This window comes from Anaerolineales bacterium, assembly GCA_015075625.1.
Taxonomy (GTDB): domain Bacteria; phylum Chloroflexota; class Anaerolineae; order Aggregatilineales; family UBA2796; genus UBA2796.
Genome location: JABTTZ010000001.1, coordinates 1,299,367 through 1,313,294 on the forward strand (window position 1 = coordinate 1,299,367; position 13,928 = coordinate 1,313,294).

The following is a 13,928-nucleotide window of genomic DNA, read 5'->3' on the forward strand; positions in this document are numbered from 1 at the left end:
TTCGCTACTCCATCAAAATGCCGTCAATTTGGGCGAATGTGCCAATGCCAAAGACGGCTAGGGGCGTTCCCGCCGCATCTGGCAAATCAGGAAACATGAACGTGCTGAATCCACTCTGCCAAATCCCCACCAGAGCGACACGAGAAAGCGGAGTTCCTTGTTCATCAACGAGAATTCCGCACAGCGTGGCGCGTTCGGCGTCGGTGACAATGACGTAGAGATTGGCGGGCGCATCCCTGCCGGAGATGGTAATCGCGTCGGCACGGTAGACGCCCTCTTGAACGCCCGCCGCGATTTGGGCAGTGTCGGCGCGTTTGATCGCCTGAAAGAGATAGCGCGTCCCGTCAGCGCCAAGCAGAATACCCTCGGCAGAGTCAGCGGTGAAGGTGGCGCTGGCGGGTTTGGTGGTCAGTGTGCCGCTGGCAACGCTGCCACGAAACCAGCCGCTCAACGCCCGCCATGTGCCATCCCCCACCCCGCAGACGACGGCGATCCCCCGCGTAGGGGTGATGATCAAGGCGATTTGACCCTCATCCTGCGCCGCGCCCGCCGCCCGAAAGCCGCCACTGTAAATGACGGCTGGCTCAAAAGGAAGGCGGGTAGGGGGGGGCGGGTCGTCCCCCTCACAGGCGGCAAGCAGCCCAATAAGGAGAATAAAAACGAAAAGACGATTGCGCATGAGCGCTAATTATAGCGGGTATGGGGAATCCCGTTTGCGCTTTAGACCTCCTACCCCGCCCCCTAACCTCCTCCTCTCGCAAGGAGAAAGGGGAAAGACGAACGAAGTCTTTTGCCTTCTAAGCCCCGTAGGGGTGGCTGCTTTCAGCCCCCTGCTTTAGTGGTGGGCGCAGCCCTGTGGGCGCTCCGGCGGGGGCGCGGGGCTAAAGCCCACGCGCTAGGGATGATCACCCCGTTGGGGCTTAAATACAAAATGCTTTGCCTTCCAAGCCCTGTAGGGGTGGCTGCTTTCAGCCCCCTGCTTTAGTGGCGGGCGCAACTGCCCCATCGTCTTAAATCAACCACACCCCACTTGGCAAGAGTTGGGTACAATCTGGGATGATCGTTAAAATTAACCCCCTGTTCTACTTAGACTTCAGGAGACAGCCTCCACAATGACATCACTCGTCCTCACCATCACAGAAACGCTGCGCTATCGCGGCAAAATTGGACAATGGAGTTGGGTGCTGCATCGCCTCTCTGGGATTGGCACACTCGTCTTCCTCATCATGCACGTCTTTGATACCTCGTGGGCAACCTTCTACCCCGAACTCTACGCCGAAGCGATTGCCGCTTACAAAACGCCCCTGTTCACCATTGGCGAGTTCGGGTTGGTGGCGTGCGTCGTTTACCACGCGCTAAACGGCTTTCGGATCGTCCTCTTTGATTACCGCCCAAAGTGGTGGCGTCACCAAGCAATGGCGGCAAAAATCGTGTTTGTGGCGACAGGGATCATCCTAGTTCCTGTGTTCTTGCTCATGTTTGGGCATGTGGTCAATTACTACAACACCCGTGTGAGCGTCTTTGATCTGGGAATTCCCGAAGTGATCAAAGCCGTGCAGCCCTTTGCCGTCGGGACAGTGTTCGTTTTGGGCTTGGCGGCGGTGGTCTCGGCTGCGGTCTCGGTGATTCCGGGGATGGGTGGGCTGAAACACACACCGAAAAAGGTCTACAAGGGCAGCCGATCAAGCCGCTTTATGTGGTCGTTCATGCGTATTTCGGGGGTGATCATCATCCCGCTTGTCTTTGGGCATTTGGCGATGATGCATGTGATTCAGGGTGTGTTTGACATCACCAAAACAGGGCATGTGCCGGTAGGGGCGCTGACGGCGAATTTCGTAACCGACCTTCCAGCGGTCAATTTCGTCCGCCTGCGGTGGGATACGATGGTCGCTGGCGTGTTCATTTGGCGCATCTATGATGTGCTGCTGCTGGTGTTGGTCGTCATACACGGGTTCAACGGGGCGCGGTATGTCAATGAAGACTACGTGAAAAACCCCGTCGTGCGGCGGACGATCAGCCTTGCCCTGTTGGGGACGATGATCGCTATGCTGCTGCTTGGGACGTTGGCAATCATCCAGACCGTCCCCGCCAGCACGGATAAATTACTCCACCAGACCTCACAGATCGTTGGAAAATAAAGAAAACATGCTAGGTTCTAAGGAACACCAATGAAACCTCATCAATTTGACGTGCTGATTGTCGGCGCGGGCGGGGCGGGACTCATGGCGGCGCTGTATGCCTCGCGGGGGGCAAAGGTCGCCGTGATCAGCAAGCTGTATCCAACGCGCTCTCACACCGGCGCGGCGCTCGGCGGGATTGGCGCTGCGTTAGGAAATACGGAAGAAGATCACTGGAAATGGCACGCCTTCGACACCGTGAAAGGTGGCGATTACCTTGTCGATCAGGATGCGGCGGAAATCCTAGCGCGGGAAGCCATTGACGCCGTGATCGAATTGGAGCATATGGGCTTGCCTTTTGACCGCACCGAAAACGGGAAAATTTCGCAGCGGCGCTTTGGCGGTCACACAAACAACGATACGGGCAAACCGGTTCGCCGCGCCTGCCACGCCGCAGACCGCACCGGTCACATGATTTTGCAGACGCTTTACCAACAGTGCATCAAGAACAATGTGACCTTTTTCGATGAATACCATGTGATCGACCTGATCATGAGCAATGGGCGGGCGGCGGGAGTCGTCGCCGTGCGCATGTCCGATAGCGAGATTCACCTGTTCCATGGCAAAGCGGTGGTGTTTGCCACAGGCGGGTGGGGCAAGGCATGGGAAGTGACCAGCAACGCTCACAGCCTGACCGGAGATGGTTCGGCAGTCTGCTATCGGCGCGGCATCCCGATGGAGGACATGGAATTTTACCAATTCCACCCCACCGGACTCTACCCCACCGGATTTTTGATCACAGAAGGCGTGCGCGGCGAGGGCGGCATTTTGTTAAATGGGCGCGGCGAACGCTTTATGGAGCGCTACGCCCCGAAGATCAAAGACCTTGCCGGGCGCGATGTCGTCTCCCGTGCCATTTACCTTGAACTGCGCGAGGGGCGGGGCATCAAAGGGAAGCGCTACCTCCATTTGGATATGACGCCCGAAACCGTCCGCCGTTACAAAGCGGAGGCGGGCGAAAAAGCCGATCACTATGACGCCCATTATATTGAGAGCAAACTTGCCGAAACCTGCGATCAGGCGCGGACGTACTGCGGAATCGACCCCCTTCACGAGCCGCTGCCCATCCAGCCCACCGCCCACTATGCGATGGGGGGCATCCCAACGAACAACAACGCCCAAGTGATTATGGACGCCAAAAATACGGTGATCCCGGGTTTGTATGCGGCGGGCGAGTGTGCCTGCGTGAGCGTTCACGGGGCAAACCGCTTGGGGACGAACTCCCTCGTTGACCTTGTGGTGTTTGGTCGGCGTGCCGGACAAGACGCCTTGCTTTATTGCAAGGGAACGGATTTTGCCCCGCTGCCCGCCGACGCCGGAAAAGAAGCGGAAGCAGATGTGAAGCGGTTTTTCACGGCAAAGGGTAAAACACGCCCCGATGTGATCCGCAAGCAGATGCAATCTGCCATGCAAGATTACGTGGGCGTCTTTCGCAACGAGCAAGGGATGCAGACTGCCGTTGACAAGCTGCGCGAGTTGAAGGAAGAGTTCAAGAAAAACCTCTTTGTGGAGGACGCCGGAACAACCTTCAACACCGATGTGTTGGAGGCGTGGGAGTTGGGCTGCCTATTGGATATTTCCGAGGCGACAGCGATTGCGGCGCTCCAACGTAAAGAGAGCCGAGGCGGTCACGCCCGCGAGGATTATCCCAAGCGTGACGATGTGAACTGGTTGAAACACACCTTTGTCTGGGCAGATGGGCGAACGGACTTCAAGCCCGTTGTGATCACCGAATATGAGCCGAAAGAGCGCGTGTACTAAACGTAGGAGACAACGATTATGGAAGTGACATTGCGCATCCGGCGCTATAACCCAGACAAAGACAACAAACCCCATTGGGGGACGTATGTCCTGAAGGACTGCGAGCCGACAAACCGCATCTTGGAACTGCTCCACCGCGTAAAGTGGGAACAAGATGGCACACTGGCGCTGCGGCGCTCATGCGCCCAGGGCATTTGCGGTTCAGATGCCATGCGCATCAATGGGCAGAATCGTCTCGCCTGTAAGGTGTTGATCCAAGAATTTGGCGATAACCCGAAGATTCAGATTGAGCCGATCCTGGGGCTAAAGGTGGTGAAGGATTTGGTCGTTGATATGGAGCCATTCTTCGACCATTACAAAGCGGTTATGCCTTTTTTCGTGAACAACACAACCCCGCCCGTAAACGCCGAGGGGCAGCCTCGCGAACGGCTGCAAACGATTGTGGATCGGGAGCGCTTTGACGACACGACGAAGTGCATTTTGTGCGCCGCCTGTACAACAAGCTGCCCATCCTTCTGGGCTAATGGGGATTATGTCGGACCCGCCGCCATTGTTCAGGCGCACCGCTTCATCTTCGACAGCCGCGACGAAGCAGCCGAACAGCGCTTAGAGGTGCTTTCCGATCCCGATGGGGTGTGGCGCTGCCGGACGATCTACAACTGTACGCCCGCTTGCCCACGCGGGATTGAGGTGACACGCGCCATTGGCGAGGTGAAACAAGCGATCACACGCGGAAAGCGGGACTAACCGCGTTCAGTGTGTCGCTCACTGCGCCCCCTCAGCCGGTTATGGAGAAGGGGCGTATTTTTTTGCCAGATTGGGCTTGCCCCCAGCCTACTTTTTTGGTGTGGCGATGTGAGGCGTGCTGTAAATTAGGCTGGTTCGAGTTCGCGCTCAGCGTGGGCGAGGGCGTCGGCTTGGGTGTTGATGAAAGCGAGGATGTCTGTGCCGATCCCATCGTCCGGGTGAGCGATGAGCGCTGCATCGAGAATGGCAACAGCCACCGCATGGGCGGAATCTGTGCCGAGAATGGCGCTGTAGCCTTCTGTGCCATCAGCAAGCAGCAGACAGACTTCCGTCACCAAGACTTCGCCAATGTGTGGCAGAGTTGTCAGCACGGTGCGGTTGCTGATAATATCCGGCTCGCCCAGACGCGGGATGAGCGCCTCTGCATGAGCAATGACAGCCTCTGGCGGGGCAGCCGCCAAAATACTAAGGCATTCACTGTGATCGAGAGCGTCCATGATCATCGGTGAATCGCTGCGTACTCCCTGTGAATCCTGCGTCATAACACACCCCCAAACTCTACAGTATTTTTCAAGGAGATTGACCCCTTAATGGTTGACAGCCCCACGTATCACGATATAATTACCAATGGGTTAGGCAGTGGTGATCACGGGGTAAACGAACGACGCCCGCCCTTCTTGTAAGAAGGCTGGTTGCAGACCAACCAGTGAGGGTACTACAATAGACAAGACACCCCACGATACCCACTACCTACGATGATAAAGACCTTTGACGAAAGTTGCAATCTACGATTTTGACAAAAGGGGAGCGTGTTCGAGGGACTGCCTTTTCATCCCAACGGGGTGATCTTCCTAGCGCGTGAGCTTCAGCCCCGCCCCACCCGCTGCATCAACTCCTCAAGCATGGCGCTGATCGTCGCCGCATAGCGCGTGACACTCAGGTTTTGGACGGCGTGCGCCCGCCCCGCCGCGCCCATCCGCTGCCGCAGCGCCGGATCGCGCAGAAGGGTGATCACGCGCTCTGCCAATGCCACCCCATCCGCCGGAGGGACAAGGTAGCCCGTCTCCCCATCACGGATGGTTTCGGAGGGTCCGCCCACCTCTGTGCTGACGATGGGACGCCCCATCGCCATAGACTCCACCGCCACCATGAGCAGCGACTCGAAGTGCGAACTACAAACCATGACATCCGCCGCCGCGATCACATCTCGCACATCGGGGTAAAAACCGAGGTAGGTCAGCCGCTGGCGCAGAATGGGATCGTCGTTTGCCCGTTGAAGAATATCCGCCTTATACGCCTCATCTTTCGGCACTTTGAACGACCCTACGTTATCCCCAGAAGCGACAAAATGAGCGTCGGGGACTTCCGCCGCAACGCGCCGCACGACATCCTGAAATACCTCATGCCCTTTCACCGCCTGAAAGCGTGCTGCCATTGCGACCAACGGCGTTTCGGGGCTGATTCCCAACTGCGCCCGAACGCGCCCGCCATCAACCCCCGCCGCGTTTGGAGCGAATGTATCAACATCGACGCCGGGAATATGAACGGCGATGCGCTCTGGAATGATCTTCGGTGGGCTGCCGAGGAGTCGTGACTTCACATTGGCGGTGATTGCCGTCATGCCCGCCACGTGGCGTTCAAAGAATGCTCGCTGCCAGCGGCGCAGCGGAAACCACCACCCCATAATCGTCCAGAGGACAGGGATAGCGAGGGACTCGGCGGCGGGGACAATGAAGGGCAGGGCGTGATAATCGCTGATTACGGCGTCGATGTGCTGCTCTCGGAGGTAATGGCGGAGTTTTTGGGTGATCGGAAAGCGCCCCCAAAGGGCTGGCACAAAGAAGGTACTTGCCCCCCGAAAAGGAATTGCCACCGTCTGAACGCCAAGCGCTGCCGCCTTTTCGGGAAATTTTCCGCGTTGGGGGGTGATCAGGAATTGGCGGTAGGTGTCCCGATCCAGCGCCCCCATCAGATTCAGGAGGAGCGTTTCGCCGCCGCCGATCCCGCTGTAGATCGTGATGTAAAGCAGATTACGCGGGGTAGGGGATAACCTCATAGAGTCGTGCTGTCCTGTAGGTAAAGGTCTGCCCCTTCGCCAAAATCACGGACGAGGAGCGTTCTTGGTGAGCGGAGGCAGACCCACGTAAACCACAGATCGCCCACCGCTCCTCCAATATTAAATGCGCCGATGAGGGCGACGAGGACTCGCGTTACGCCAGCGGTAAGCGGCAAAAGCGTCAACGTCAGCAGGGTGATGCCCACCAGCGGGAGCAGCGCGACGATAAGATAGGCATTGCGCGTCAGGTAGTGATCATCGGCAGCGGCGAAGGCAACGCCTTTTCTTGGGGCAAAGCCATAGCGTACCCGCGCCCCAAAGAGCCGAAAGCCCACCCCATGCAAAAGCTCGTGAACGACCAACATAAGGGCAAAGCCCACCAAAAAGATGCCGACAAGGGGGAGGTTGCTGAACCCCGCAAAGGGGTCTACCGTCCCTGCCGGAAGGTAAAGGGCGTGGCGCAGCAAGACGAATCCGCCGCCTACCATGAGTAGAAACCCGCCAATATTTAGCCAGATCAGGCGGTGGCGGGATTCTAAGTCAAGGCGGCGAATACGAACATAACGAGGGGGAAGTTCGGATAACGCTGCAAAATGAGGGAGGTGTGTCGGTTCAGGTGTAATCATGATGGCGTATGCCCACCCATTATGCCAAAGATAGGCTGATTATGACAAGGAATGGATGGGCTGCCCCTATGACAAACAACGAGATAATCCAGATGGCGTGTGCGGCGCTCAGGCAAAGCGCCTTAACCACTCATTCAGCGCCCGCATTCCATTCACGCCGACACGATGCCCCACCGCTTCTTCCACATAGGTGACTGCTCCCCCCACCGCGATCAATTCATCACGGTTCTTGTGCGCCAGCGTGACGGGAATCGTCTCGTCATGCGTCCCATGCACCATCAGGATGGGAAGATTGGCAAGGGGGGGATAGGGTTTGGGAATTGCGCTGGAGATGAACCCGCCTAAAGCGACGATCCCTGTTGGCGGGTAGGGGGTGACTTCGCCGCGCTCCCGTGCTGTCGCCGCTTGAAAGGCATAGGCATAGGTCATTGCCGCACCCTGACTGAACCCCAACACAAATAAGCGGCGGGGATCAACAGGGTAGTCCCGCGCAAACGCCGCGATAAAGTGGGTGAGATGCGCCACCCCTTCGGCAAAGGAAGCGGGGTGAGCGCGTCCATTCGCTGGATCAAAGGTGTTCCACGCAAAGCCGCCGCCGGCAGGTAGGGGGGCGCGTGGGGCGGCAACCAACCACGACTCAGCGAGCGTCCGCGCAAAGACCCATGTCACATCTTCCGTCCCCTGATAACCATGCACCATGATCAAGGTCGGCGCGGGCGTGTCGCTTTGGGGGGTGCGAACACGGTAGGTCGTCCCGTCAATCTGCGCGTGAATAGGGTTCATCGCTGCCTCTGTCATTTGCCGTTCACCTTCAGGGGGGCAATTTTGTAAGTCACGCGAACTTCACCCTCTTTAAGATCGAAGCGATCCGTTCCTCTGTATTTTAGGGCAAGGTTGCGGATCACCTCAACTGCACCATCCTCGGTTACGTCCTCAACAACGCCGCGTACCTCCGCCCAATGATAGGCATTTTGCGGATCAATGATCAAGATAGTCACTTTTGCCTGCCGCGTCATATTGCGGTCTTTTTGCCGCCCCCGCGCCGTGTTCACAATGATATGTGTGCCGTCGTAATCAAACCAAACGGGCGTCACTTGCGGCGTGCCGTCTGCCATCGTTGTGGCAAGGGCGCAGGTGATCGCCCGCTCGCGGGAGAACAAATCTTTTACAGGCTCTGGGATAGCTACAATGTCAGACATTAGGTACATTCCTCATTTTACTATTCAACACGCCTCATAGAATGTACTCAAGGACGGACATAGTGACCTACTCCGCCAGCTAAAGTCGGCGGCTTCTTGCGAAGCCCCGCGCCATAGCAGCGGCTTCTCAGGCTACGCATGACCCAATGGTCTACGTTAGCACCTGACCGCCTGATCCAGGCGGACTTGGCAAGGCTAAGGCAAGGATATTTATCGCGGCGTTGACATCACGATCCAGTTCAAGCTGACAATGAGGGCAAGAATGCACCCGAACAGACAAGGCTTTCGGCACCAACGCACCGCACCCGCTGCACTGCTGAGAGGTATTCCGAGGATTGACATGAACGAGTGCGCAGCCAGCATCTACCGCTTTGAAGCGCAGCAAGTCATTGAACAGCCCCAGACCAGCATCGTGAGCCGACAGGGAAAGGTGAGTATTGCGCGTCATGAACGCCAAATCAAGGTGTTCGAGGGCAATTAGACCGTAGTGACGAACCAGCCAGTCGGTTATTTTGTGCCAGAAATCCCTGCGGATGTTGGCGATATGTTCGTGCCGTTTGGCAAGGATCATACGGCAGTCGTTGCGGTTTTGTCCGCCCTTTTGGGCGCGTGCCAAACGGCGCTGCGTTCGCCGCAGTTTGTCCAAGTTTGCCCGCAGCCAGCGCGGATTGTCGATTTGTGTGCCATCCGAGAGCGTCAGCAAGCGCAGCAGTCCCCTATCCGCACCCACTTGGGGCAGACCGTTGGGTTCTACCAACAGGGGGTCGGGGACGGCAAACATCAGAAAGACATACCAACCGGTGGCTTTGCGCTTGAGAACCACATGCTTAATTTGCGCTCTATCGGGCAAAAAACGATGCAGTTTGACCTTGATTTCCCCGACATTCTGGACATGCAGCAGGAAGCGGTCATACGGCTCATCGTAGTACAGGCTCACCCCGTCGCCATAGGTGTATTCCACGCTATCCAAGCGATTGGCACCCTTGAAGCGTGGGTAGCCTGGGGTCTCGCCCGCTTTGAGACGACGGAAAAATGCCGCGAACGCCTTATCCAAACGTCGCAGCGTTTGCTGTACGCTCGAGGCATTGGCGACAATGTTAGCCTGTTTGCGCCACTCGCGGAAGTACGCCCACTGGCTCACCGCCGTCTGCCGCTCGCCGTTGACCTCGAAAGCCGTCTTGATCTGGCTCAACGCGGCGTTGTACACCTCGCGGTGTTCTTCCAGCAGGCGGGAGAGCAAGACGCGCTCGCGAGGGCGCACGTACAAGCGGTACGCATAGGTCAGGTTCATCGGCTACGACCTTTTCTGAGCCTCAATATACGCCTTGACCGCCTTTTCGGAAACGTGACCGATTGTGCCGATGGAGTAGCTCCGACTCCACATGCTTGGCAGCCGCGAACGCCGTTCTGGATAGTTCAGCGCATAAACTACGCCCGTACTATGGCGATATTCGACCATAGGTACACTATAGCGCGATATTCGACTTTTACAACGATCAGCCACACAAAGGAGGAGAAGCGGCTTCCTCTGTCGCCTGAAGGCGACAGTCCCCGCCGCGAAATTACCTATGGCACACAACTTGATCTCCTCCGGCACAACGTGGGAGCGCGAGGTAGGTTATTCCCGCGCTGTACGTGTGGGAAACCACATTTGGGTGGCGGGGACAGTGGCGGCGGATGAGGATTCCCAACCGGTTGGGGTGGGCGATGCCTATGCCCAAGCTGCCTATATCTTCAAAAAAATAGAGCGGGCATTGGTAGAGGCAGGGGGAGCGCTCACCGATATAGTTCGGACGCGGCTGTACATCCTCCGCGAAGAAGACGCCGCTGGCGTGATGCGAGCGCATGGCGAAGTGTTTGGGGAGATTCGTCCGGCGTCCACCCTGATCCGCATCGCCGGACTGGTGAACCCTACGTATTTGGTGGAAATTGAAGTGGACGCTTTTCTAGAGGGTTAGCTCACCAATTCCTTGATGATATCGAGGAGTTGGGTGATCCCAATCGGCTTGACGAGGAACATATCAACGCGGTCCCCCACGCGCTCTCGCCAGCGGTCATTCGCCGTAATAACAACGACCCTGATAGCGGCATAGCGCTCATCGGCGCGAAGGTGATCGATCACGCCAACGCCCGTCTCGGCAGGCATTTCAATATCAAGGATGATCAAGGCGGGCATCACCTTGTCCAGCATGGCGATCACGCTGGCAGTACTGGTCGCTTCAACGACGGTATAGCCTTTTTGTTCCAACGCCGCTCTGTAAAGGAACAACAAATCTTGGTTGTCTTCGACGACGATGATTGTTGGACTCATGTCGGTTGCTTTTCTGTTTGTATTCGGTTGCTCTGTATGCAGTATAGCACAGTCTGAGAGTGCAGGTAGGGCGTGGGGTGTCTGGGCAATGTGGGGGTAAAATGGGTCGCGCATCATCTTTTGAAAGGTTTTTTTATGTCAAAATTTGTTTTAGCGCTTGATCAAGGGACAACCAGTTCCCGCGCCATTGTCTTTGACCACGAGGGGCAGGTGCGCGGTGTGGCGCAGAAAGAATTCCCTCAGATTTACCCGAAGCCCGGTTGGGTCGAACATAACCCAATGGACATTTGGGGGACACAAATCGGCGTGGCGGGCGAGGCGCTGGCACGGGCAGGGATCACGGCGGAGTCGATTGCCGCGCTTGGGGTGACGAACCAGCGCGAGACAACCCTTGTCTGGGATCGCCGCACGGGGCAGCCCCTTTATAATGCCATTGTGTGGCAGTGTCGGCGGACGGCGGAAACGTGTGAGGCGCTGAAAGCGGCTGGACTCGCCCCCATGATCCGTGCCAAGACGGGTCTCGTCGTGGACGCTTATTTTTCTGGGACAAAAGCGGCGTGGATTTTGGATCACGTTCCCGATGCCCGTAAACGGGCAGAAGCAGGGGAGTTGTGTTTCGGGACGGTGGACACGTGGCTGATCTACAACCTAACCAATGGGAAGGTTCACGCCACCGACCCTAGCAACGCCAGCCGGACAATGCTTTACAACATTCACAGCGGAACGTGGGACGACGAATTGTTGGCGGCGCTGCGCATCCCCCGCGCCATCTTGCCGGAGGTGCGCCCTTCGAGCGGGTTGTTTGGGGAGACGGACGAGCATTTGTTCAGCGCGGCGATCCCCATCTGTGGTGTGGCGGGCGACCAACAAGCAGCAACCTTTGGACAAGCCTGTTACACCCCCGGCACGGTGAAAAACACCTATGGGACGGGCTGTTTTATGCTGATGAACGTCGGGGAGAAAGCTGTTCCCTCCCCCGGAGGATTGTTGGCGACGGTGGGCTGGCGCTTGGGCGCAGAGCAGCCGACAATCTATGCCTTTGAGGGGAGCGTGTTTATTGCCGGAGCCGCCGTGCAGTGGCTGCGGGACGAGTTGAAACTGATCAACCATGCGGCGGAGAGCGCCGAGATTGCGGCGAGCATCCCCGACACAGGTGGCGTGTACGTTGTTCCGGCGTTCGTCGGCTTGGGCGCACCCTATTGGGATGGCTTTGCGCGGGGGACAATTGTCGGCTTGACGCGGGGCAGTGGACGGGCGAACATTGTGCGGGCAACCCTAGAGGCAATCGCCTATCAAACCCGCGATGTGATTGAGGTGATGACCCGCGATGCCGGACTTTCCCTCGAAACGCTGCGCGTGGATGGCGGCGCGTCACGGAACGATTGGCTGATGCAGTTTCAGGCGGATATAACGGGTGTTCCGGTGGAGCGCCCCGCCGTCACCGAGACGACGGCGCTTGGTGCGGCGTATCTTGCGGGGCTGGCGGTGGGCTATTGGGCATCCCCAATGGAGATTGCCACGAATTGGCGAATGGATCGCCGCTTTGAGCCAGCAATCAGCGCGGAGACGCGAGATCGGCTCTATGCTGGTTGGCAGCGGGCGGTAGAACGTTCGCGGGGGTGGGAGCAAAGCGAGTAGCTTATTGCAGTACCCTCACTGGTTGGACTGCAACCAGCCTTCTTACAAGAAGGACAGGCGTCGTTCGTTTCCCTTGATCGCCACCGCCTGCCCATCACCAAGTATATCGTGATAAGCGGGGCTGTCAACCACTGAGGGTCAATCTCGTTGAAAAATGCTGTAGAACGAAACGGGGTATTGTGCGCGTTTTACTCTTATTGGACAATGGCGCGTCGCCGCTTGCCCGCACCGATTGTGATGTTCTTTTAGCACACTTGGATCGGACGCGGATTCAGCCTATTGTGGCGAGTTTACGCGGCAGTGTTGGCGATATCCACTTGAAGGGGCGCTTTCGCTTTGACCCGCGCCTGATCTTTCGTCTCCAACGGCTGATCCGCCGCGAAAAGATCGAACTCGTTCACGTTTTGGAACAAGCGGCGCTGCCCATTGCCGGACGTGCGCGGGCGGCAGGCGTCCCCCTGATTGGGACGATCTACCGCTATGAAGGAGGGACAACCCCCCGCAGTTACTTATTGAGCAGCCTGCGCTATCGGGTGCTGCTGCAAGGCGTCGATCAGATCACCGTCCCCTTTGAAAATGTCCGGCGGGCACTCCTGTTGCTCTACCGTCATCCACACCCGATCACGGTGATCAGTCCGGGCTTGCTGGCGCCCGCCAAAGACGAGGCATCGTCCAATCGGGAGGCGCTTGGGCTGCCGGAGGGAGCGCTCATCGTTATGGTGCTGCCTCCAGAGTTTCCGACCAGTCAGCTTTTGCTGGATCGCGCTGAGCTTGCCCTTGAACTGCTCAAATATTTGATCCGAAAAGTTCCCGATGTCCATCTGGCGGTGGTCGGCAGCGGGAACTTTACATCAGCAATGCAGCGGGCGGCGATGAACTACCGTCCGGGCTTGCCGGTGGTGTGGTGCGGCGAACGCAGCGAAGCGGAGCAGTGGGCGATCCTAGAGCAGGCAGCCGTATACGTTGATGTCGCCTCGGCGGGCGAGGTGTCCCCAGGGTTGATTCGGGCAGCGCTGGCGGGCAAACCAATTGTTGCCCCAAATATCGTGAGCGTTCATGAGGTGATTGAGACGAACGTCTGCGGTATCCTTGTGGAGGCGCAGAATGCGGCGGAGTTCGCCGCGCAGATCGCCCGTCTGATGCAATACGAAGGGCTGGCGGGGCGTTTGGGACGGGTGGCACAAAAGCGGGCGGAGGAGCGCTTTTCCGTCGCTGCCCAAATTCAGGCGCTGACTGTCTTTTACGAACAAACCGTCTATGAGGGACGCTGATGAATCTTCTAAAAGGACTCTGGAAACGGCTGATCACCCGTGAGAACCTCTATGCGCTGTTTCTGTGCGTCGTGCTGATTTTGCTGATCATCGTCACAGCGGAGAGCGCCCCCCAATGGATTTACCAAAATTTCTAGGCAGA

The 13,928-nt window shown here is 57.6% G+C and carries 16 protein-coding genes; 7 read left to right on the plus strand and 9 right to left on the minus strand.

The window, feature by feature from the left end; genetic code table 11:
* Nucleotides 1–4: 4 nt before the first annotated feature.
* The gene (locus HS103_05435; GenBank protein ID MBE7512243.1) at nucleotides 5–679 is read right to left on the minus strand and encodes a hypothetical protein; all 675 of its coding nucleotides are present in this window, start codon (nucleotides 677–679) and stop codon (nucleotides 5–7) included.
* 433 nt (nucleotides 680–1,112) lie between these two features.
* On the opposite strand from HS103_05435, the gene sdhC reads away from it, so the two are divergent.
* From sdhC to HS103_05450, 3 genes are read left to right on the plus strand one after another with little or no spacing between them, the layout of a single operon-like run.
* A complete protein-coding gene (sdhC, locus tag HS103_05440) occupies nucleotides 1,113–2,138 on the plus strand; it encodes a succinate dehydrogenase, cytochrome b556 subunit (GenBank protein MBE7512244.1) in 1,026 nt (341 codons plus the stop codon).
* 30 nt (nucleotides 2,139–2,168) lie between these two features.
* Nucleotides 2,169–3,938: a succinate dehydrogenase flavoprotein subunit gene (locus HS103_05445; protein ID MBE7512245.1), complete on the plus strand. Its 1,770-nt coding sequence runs from the start codon at nucleotides 2,169–2,171 to the stop codon at nucleotides 3,936–3,938.
* Nucleotides 3,939–3,956: 18 nt separating this feature from the next.
* Nucleotides 3,957–4,685: a succinate dehydrogenase iron-sulfur subunit gene (locus tag HS103_05450; GenBank protein ID MBE7512246.1), complete on the plus strand. Its 729-nt coding sequence runs from the start codon at nucleotides 3,957–3,959 to the stop codon at nucleotides 4,683–4,685.
* 125 nt (nucleotides 4,686–4,810) lie between these two features.
* On the opposite strand, the gene HS103_05455 is transcribed toward HS103_05450, so the two are convergent.
* The 7 genes from HS103_05455 to HS103_05485 form a co-directional block, all read right to left on the minus strand.
* Nucleotides 4,811–5,188 (minus strand): phosphonate C-P lyase system protein PhnG, encoded by a 378-nt coding sequence (locus tag HS103_05455; protein MBE7512247.1) that lies wholly within the window; start codon nucleotides 5,186–5,188, stop codon nucleotides 4,811–4,813.
* Nucleotides 5,189–5,550: 362 nt separating this feature from the next.
* On the minus strand, nucleotides 5,551–6,741 hold the full coding sequence (locus HS103_05460) for a glycosyltransferase family 4 protein (protein ID MBE7512248.1): 1,191 nt from the start codon (nucleotides 6,739–6,741) through the stop codon (nucleotides 5,551–5,553).
* The gene (locus tag HS103_05465) at nucleotides 6,738–7,367 is read right to left on the minus strand and encodes a DUF3267 domain-containing protein (protein ID MBE7512249.1); all 630 of its coding nucleotides are present in this window, start codon (nucleotides 7,365–7,367) and stop codon (nucleotides 6,738–6,740) included. The genes HS103_05460 and HS103_05465 overlap by 4 nt, the downstream gene beginning before the upstream one ends.
* A 108-nt stretch (nucleotides 7,368–7,475) precedes the next feature.
* Nucleotides 7,476–8,165 carry a dienelactone hydrolase family protein gene (locus HS103_05470; protein MBE7512250.1) on the minus strand — a complete coding sequence of 230 codons (690 nt, stop codon included), beginning with the start codon at nucleotides 8,163–8,165 and terminating at the stop codon, nucleotides 7,476–7,478.
* Complete coding sequence (locus HS103_05475) at nucleotides 8,162–8,557, minus strand: PPOX class F420-dependent oxidoreductase (GenBank protein ID MBE7512251.1); 396 nt, start codon at nucleotides 8,555–8,557, stop codon at nucleotides 8,162–8,164. Before HS103_05475 ends, HS103_05470 begins: the two co-directional genes overlap by 4 nt.
* A gap of 160 nt (nucleotides 8,558–8,717) precedes the next feature.
* Nucleotides 8,718–9,857 (minus strand): transposase, encoded by a 1,140-nt coding sequence (locus tag HS103_05480; GenBank protein ID MBE7512252.1) that lies wholly within the window; start codon nucleotides 9,855–9,857, stop codon nucleotides 8,718–8,720.
* A gap of 3 nt (nucleotides 9,858–9,860) precedes the next feature.
* Nucleotides 9,861–10,025 (minus strand): transposase, encoded by a 165-nt coding sequence (locus tag HS103_05485; GenBank protein ID MBE7512253.1) that lies wholly within the window; start codon nucleotides 10,023–10,025, stop codon nucleotides 9,861–9,863.
* Between the two features lie 109 nt (nucleotides 10,026–10,134).
* Between HS103_05485 and HS103_05490 the strand changes: the two genes are divergently transcribed.
* Nucleotides 10,135–10,524 (plus strand): RidA family protein, encoded by a 390-nt coding sequence (locus HS103_05490; protein MBE7512254.1) that lies wholly within the window; start codon nucleotides 10,135–10,137, stop codon nucleotides 10,522–10,524.
* Here HS103_05490 and HS103_05495 read toward each other — a convergent pair.
* The gene (locus HS103_05495) at nucleotides 10,521–10,877 is read right to left on the minus strand and encodes a response regulator (protein MBE7512255.1); all 357 of its coding nucleotides are present in this window, start codon (nucleotides 10,875–10,877) and stop codon (nucleotides 10,521–10,523) included. The two genes, HS103_05490 and HS103_05495, sit on opposite strands and share 4 nt — an antisense overlap.
* 135 nt (nucleotides 10,878–11,012) lie before the next feature.
* Here HS103_05495 and glpK point away from each other — a divergent pair, with 135 nt between their 5' ends.
* From glpK to HS103_05510, 3 genes are all read left to right on the plus strand, one after another.
* Nucleotides 11,013–12,515 carry a glycerol kinase GlpK gene (gene glpK, locus HS103_05500; protein MBE7512256.1) on the plus strand — a complete coding sequence of 501 codons (1,503 nt, stop codon included), beginning with the start codon at nucleotides 11,013–11,015 and terminating at the stop codon, nucleotides 12,513–12,515.
* 179 nt (nucleotides 12,516–12,694) lie between these two features.
* Nucleotides 12,695–13,786, plus strand: a complete 1,092-nt coding sequence (locus tag HS103_05505) for a glycosyltransferase family 4 protein (protein MBE7512257.1) — start codon at nucleotides 12,695–12,697, stop codon at nucleotides 13,784–13,786.
* Nucleotides 13,786–13,923, plus strand: coding sequence for a hypothetical protein (locus tag HS103_05510; GenBank protein ID MBE7512258.1), 138 nt, complete (start codon nucleotides 13,786–13,788; stop codon nucleotides 13,921–13,923). Before HS103_05505 ends, HS103_05510 begins: the two co-directional genes overlap by 1 nt.
* Nucleotides 13,924–13,928: the final 5 nt, after the last annotated feature.

Bases quoted from the DNA above. Each gene is read 5' to 3' on its own strand.
- HS103_05460 (MBE7512248.1), bottom strand. From the start codon at position 6,741: ATGAGGTTATCCCCTACCCCGCGTAATCTGCTTTACATCACGATCTAC.
- sdhC (MBE7512244.1), top strand. From the start codon at position 1,113: ATGACATCACTCGTCCTCACCATCACAGAAACGCTGCGCTATCGCGGC.
- HS103_05490 (MBE7512254.1), top strand. From the start codon at position 10,135: ATGGCACACAACTTGATCTCCTCCGGCACAACGTGGGAGCGCGAGGTA.
- HS103_05450 (MBE7512246.1), top strand. From the start codon at position 3,957: ATGGAAGTGACATTGCGCATCCGGCGCTATAACCCAGACAAAGACAAC.
- HS103_05495 (MBE7512255.1), bottom strand. From the start codon at position 10,877: ATGAGTCCAACAATCATCGTCGTCGAAGACAACCAAGATTTGTTGTTC.
- HS103_05465 (MBE7512249.1), bottom strand. From the start codon at position 7,367: ATGATTACACCTGAACCGACACACCTCCCTCATTTTGCAGCGTTATCC.
- HS103_05470 (MBE7512250.1), bottom strand. From the start codon at position 8,165: ATGACAGAGGCAGCGATGAACCCTATTCACGCGCAGATTGACGGGACG.
- HS103_05480 (MBE7512252.1), bottom strand. From the start codon at position 9,857: ATGAACCTGACCTATGCGTACCGCTTGTACGTGCGCCCTCGCGAGCGC.
- HS103_05445 (MBE7512245.1), top strand. From the start codon at position 2,169: ATGAAACCTCATCAATTTGACGTGCTGATTGTCGGCGCGGGCGGGGCG.
- HS103_05435 (MBE7512243.1), bottom strand. From the start codon at position 679: ATGCGCAATCGTCTTTTCGTTTTTATTCTCCTTATTGGGCTGCTTGCC.
- HS103_05485 (MBE7512253.1), bottom strand. From the start codon at position 10,025: ATGGTCGAATATCGCCATAGTACGGGCGTAGTTTATGCGCTGAACTAT.
- HS103_05455 (MBE7512247.1), bottom strand. From the start codon at position 5,188: ATGATCATGGACGCTCTCGATCACAGTGAATGCCTTAGTATTTTGGCG.
- glpK (MBE7512256.1), top strand. From the start codon at position 11,013: ATGTCAAAATTTGTTTTAGCGCTTGATCAAGGGACAACCAGTTCCCGC.
- HS103_05510 (MBE7512258.1), top strand. From the start codon at position 13,786: ATGAATCTTCTAAAAGGACTCTGGAAACGGCTGATCACCCGTGAGAAC.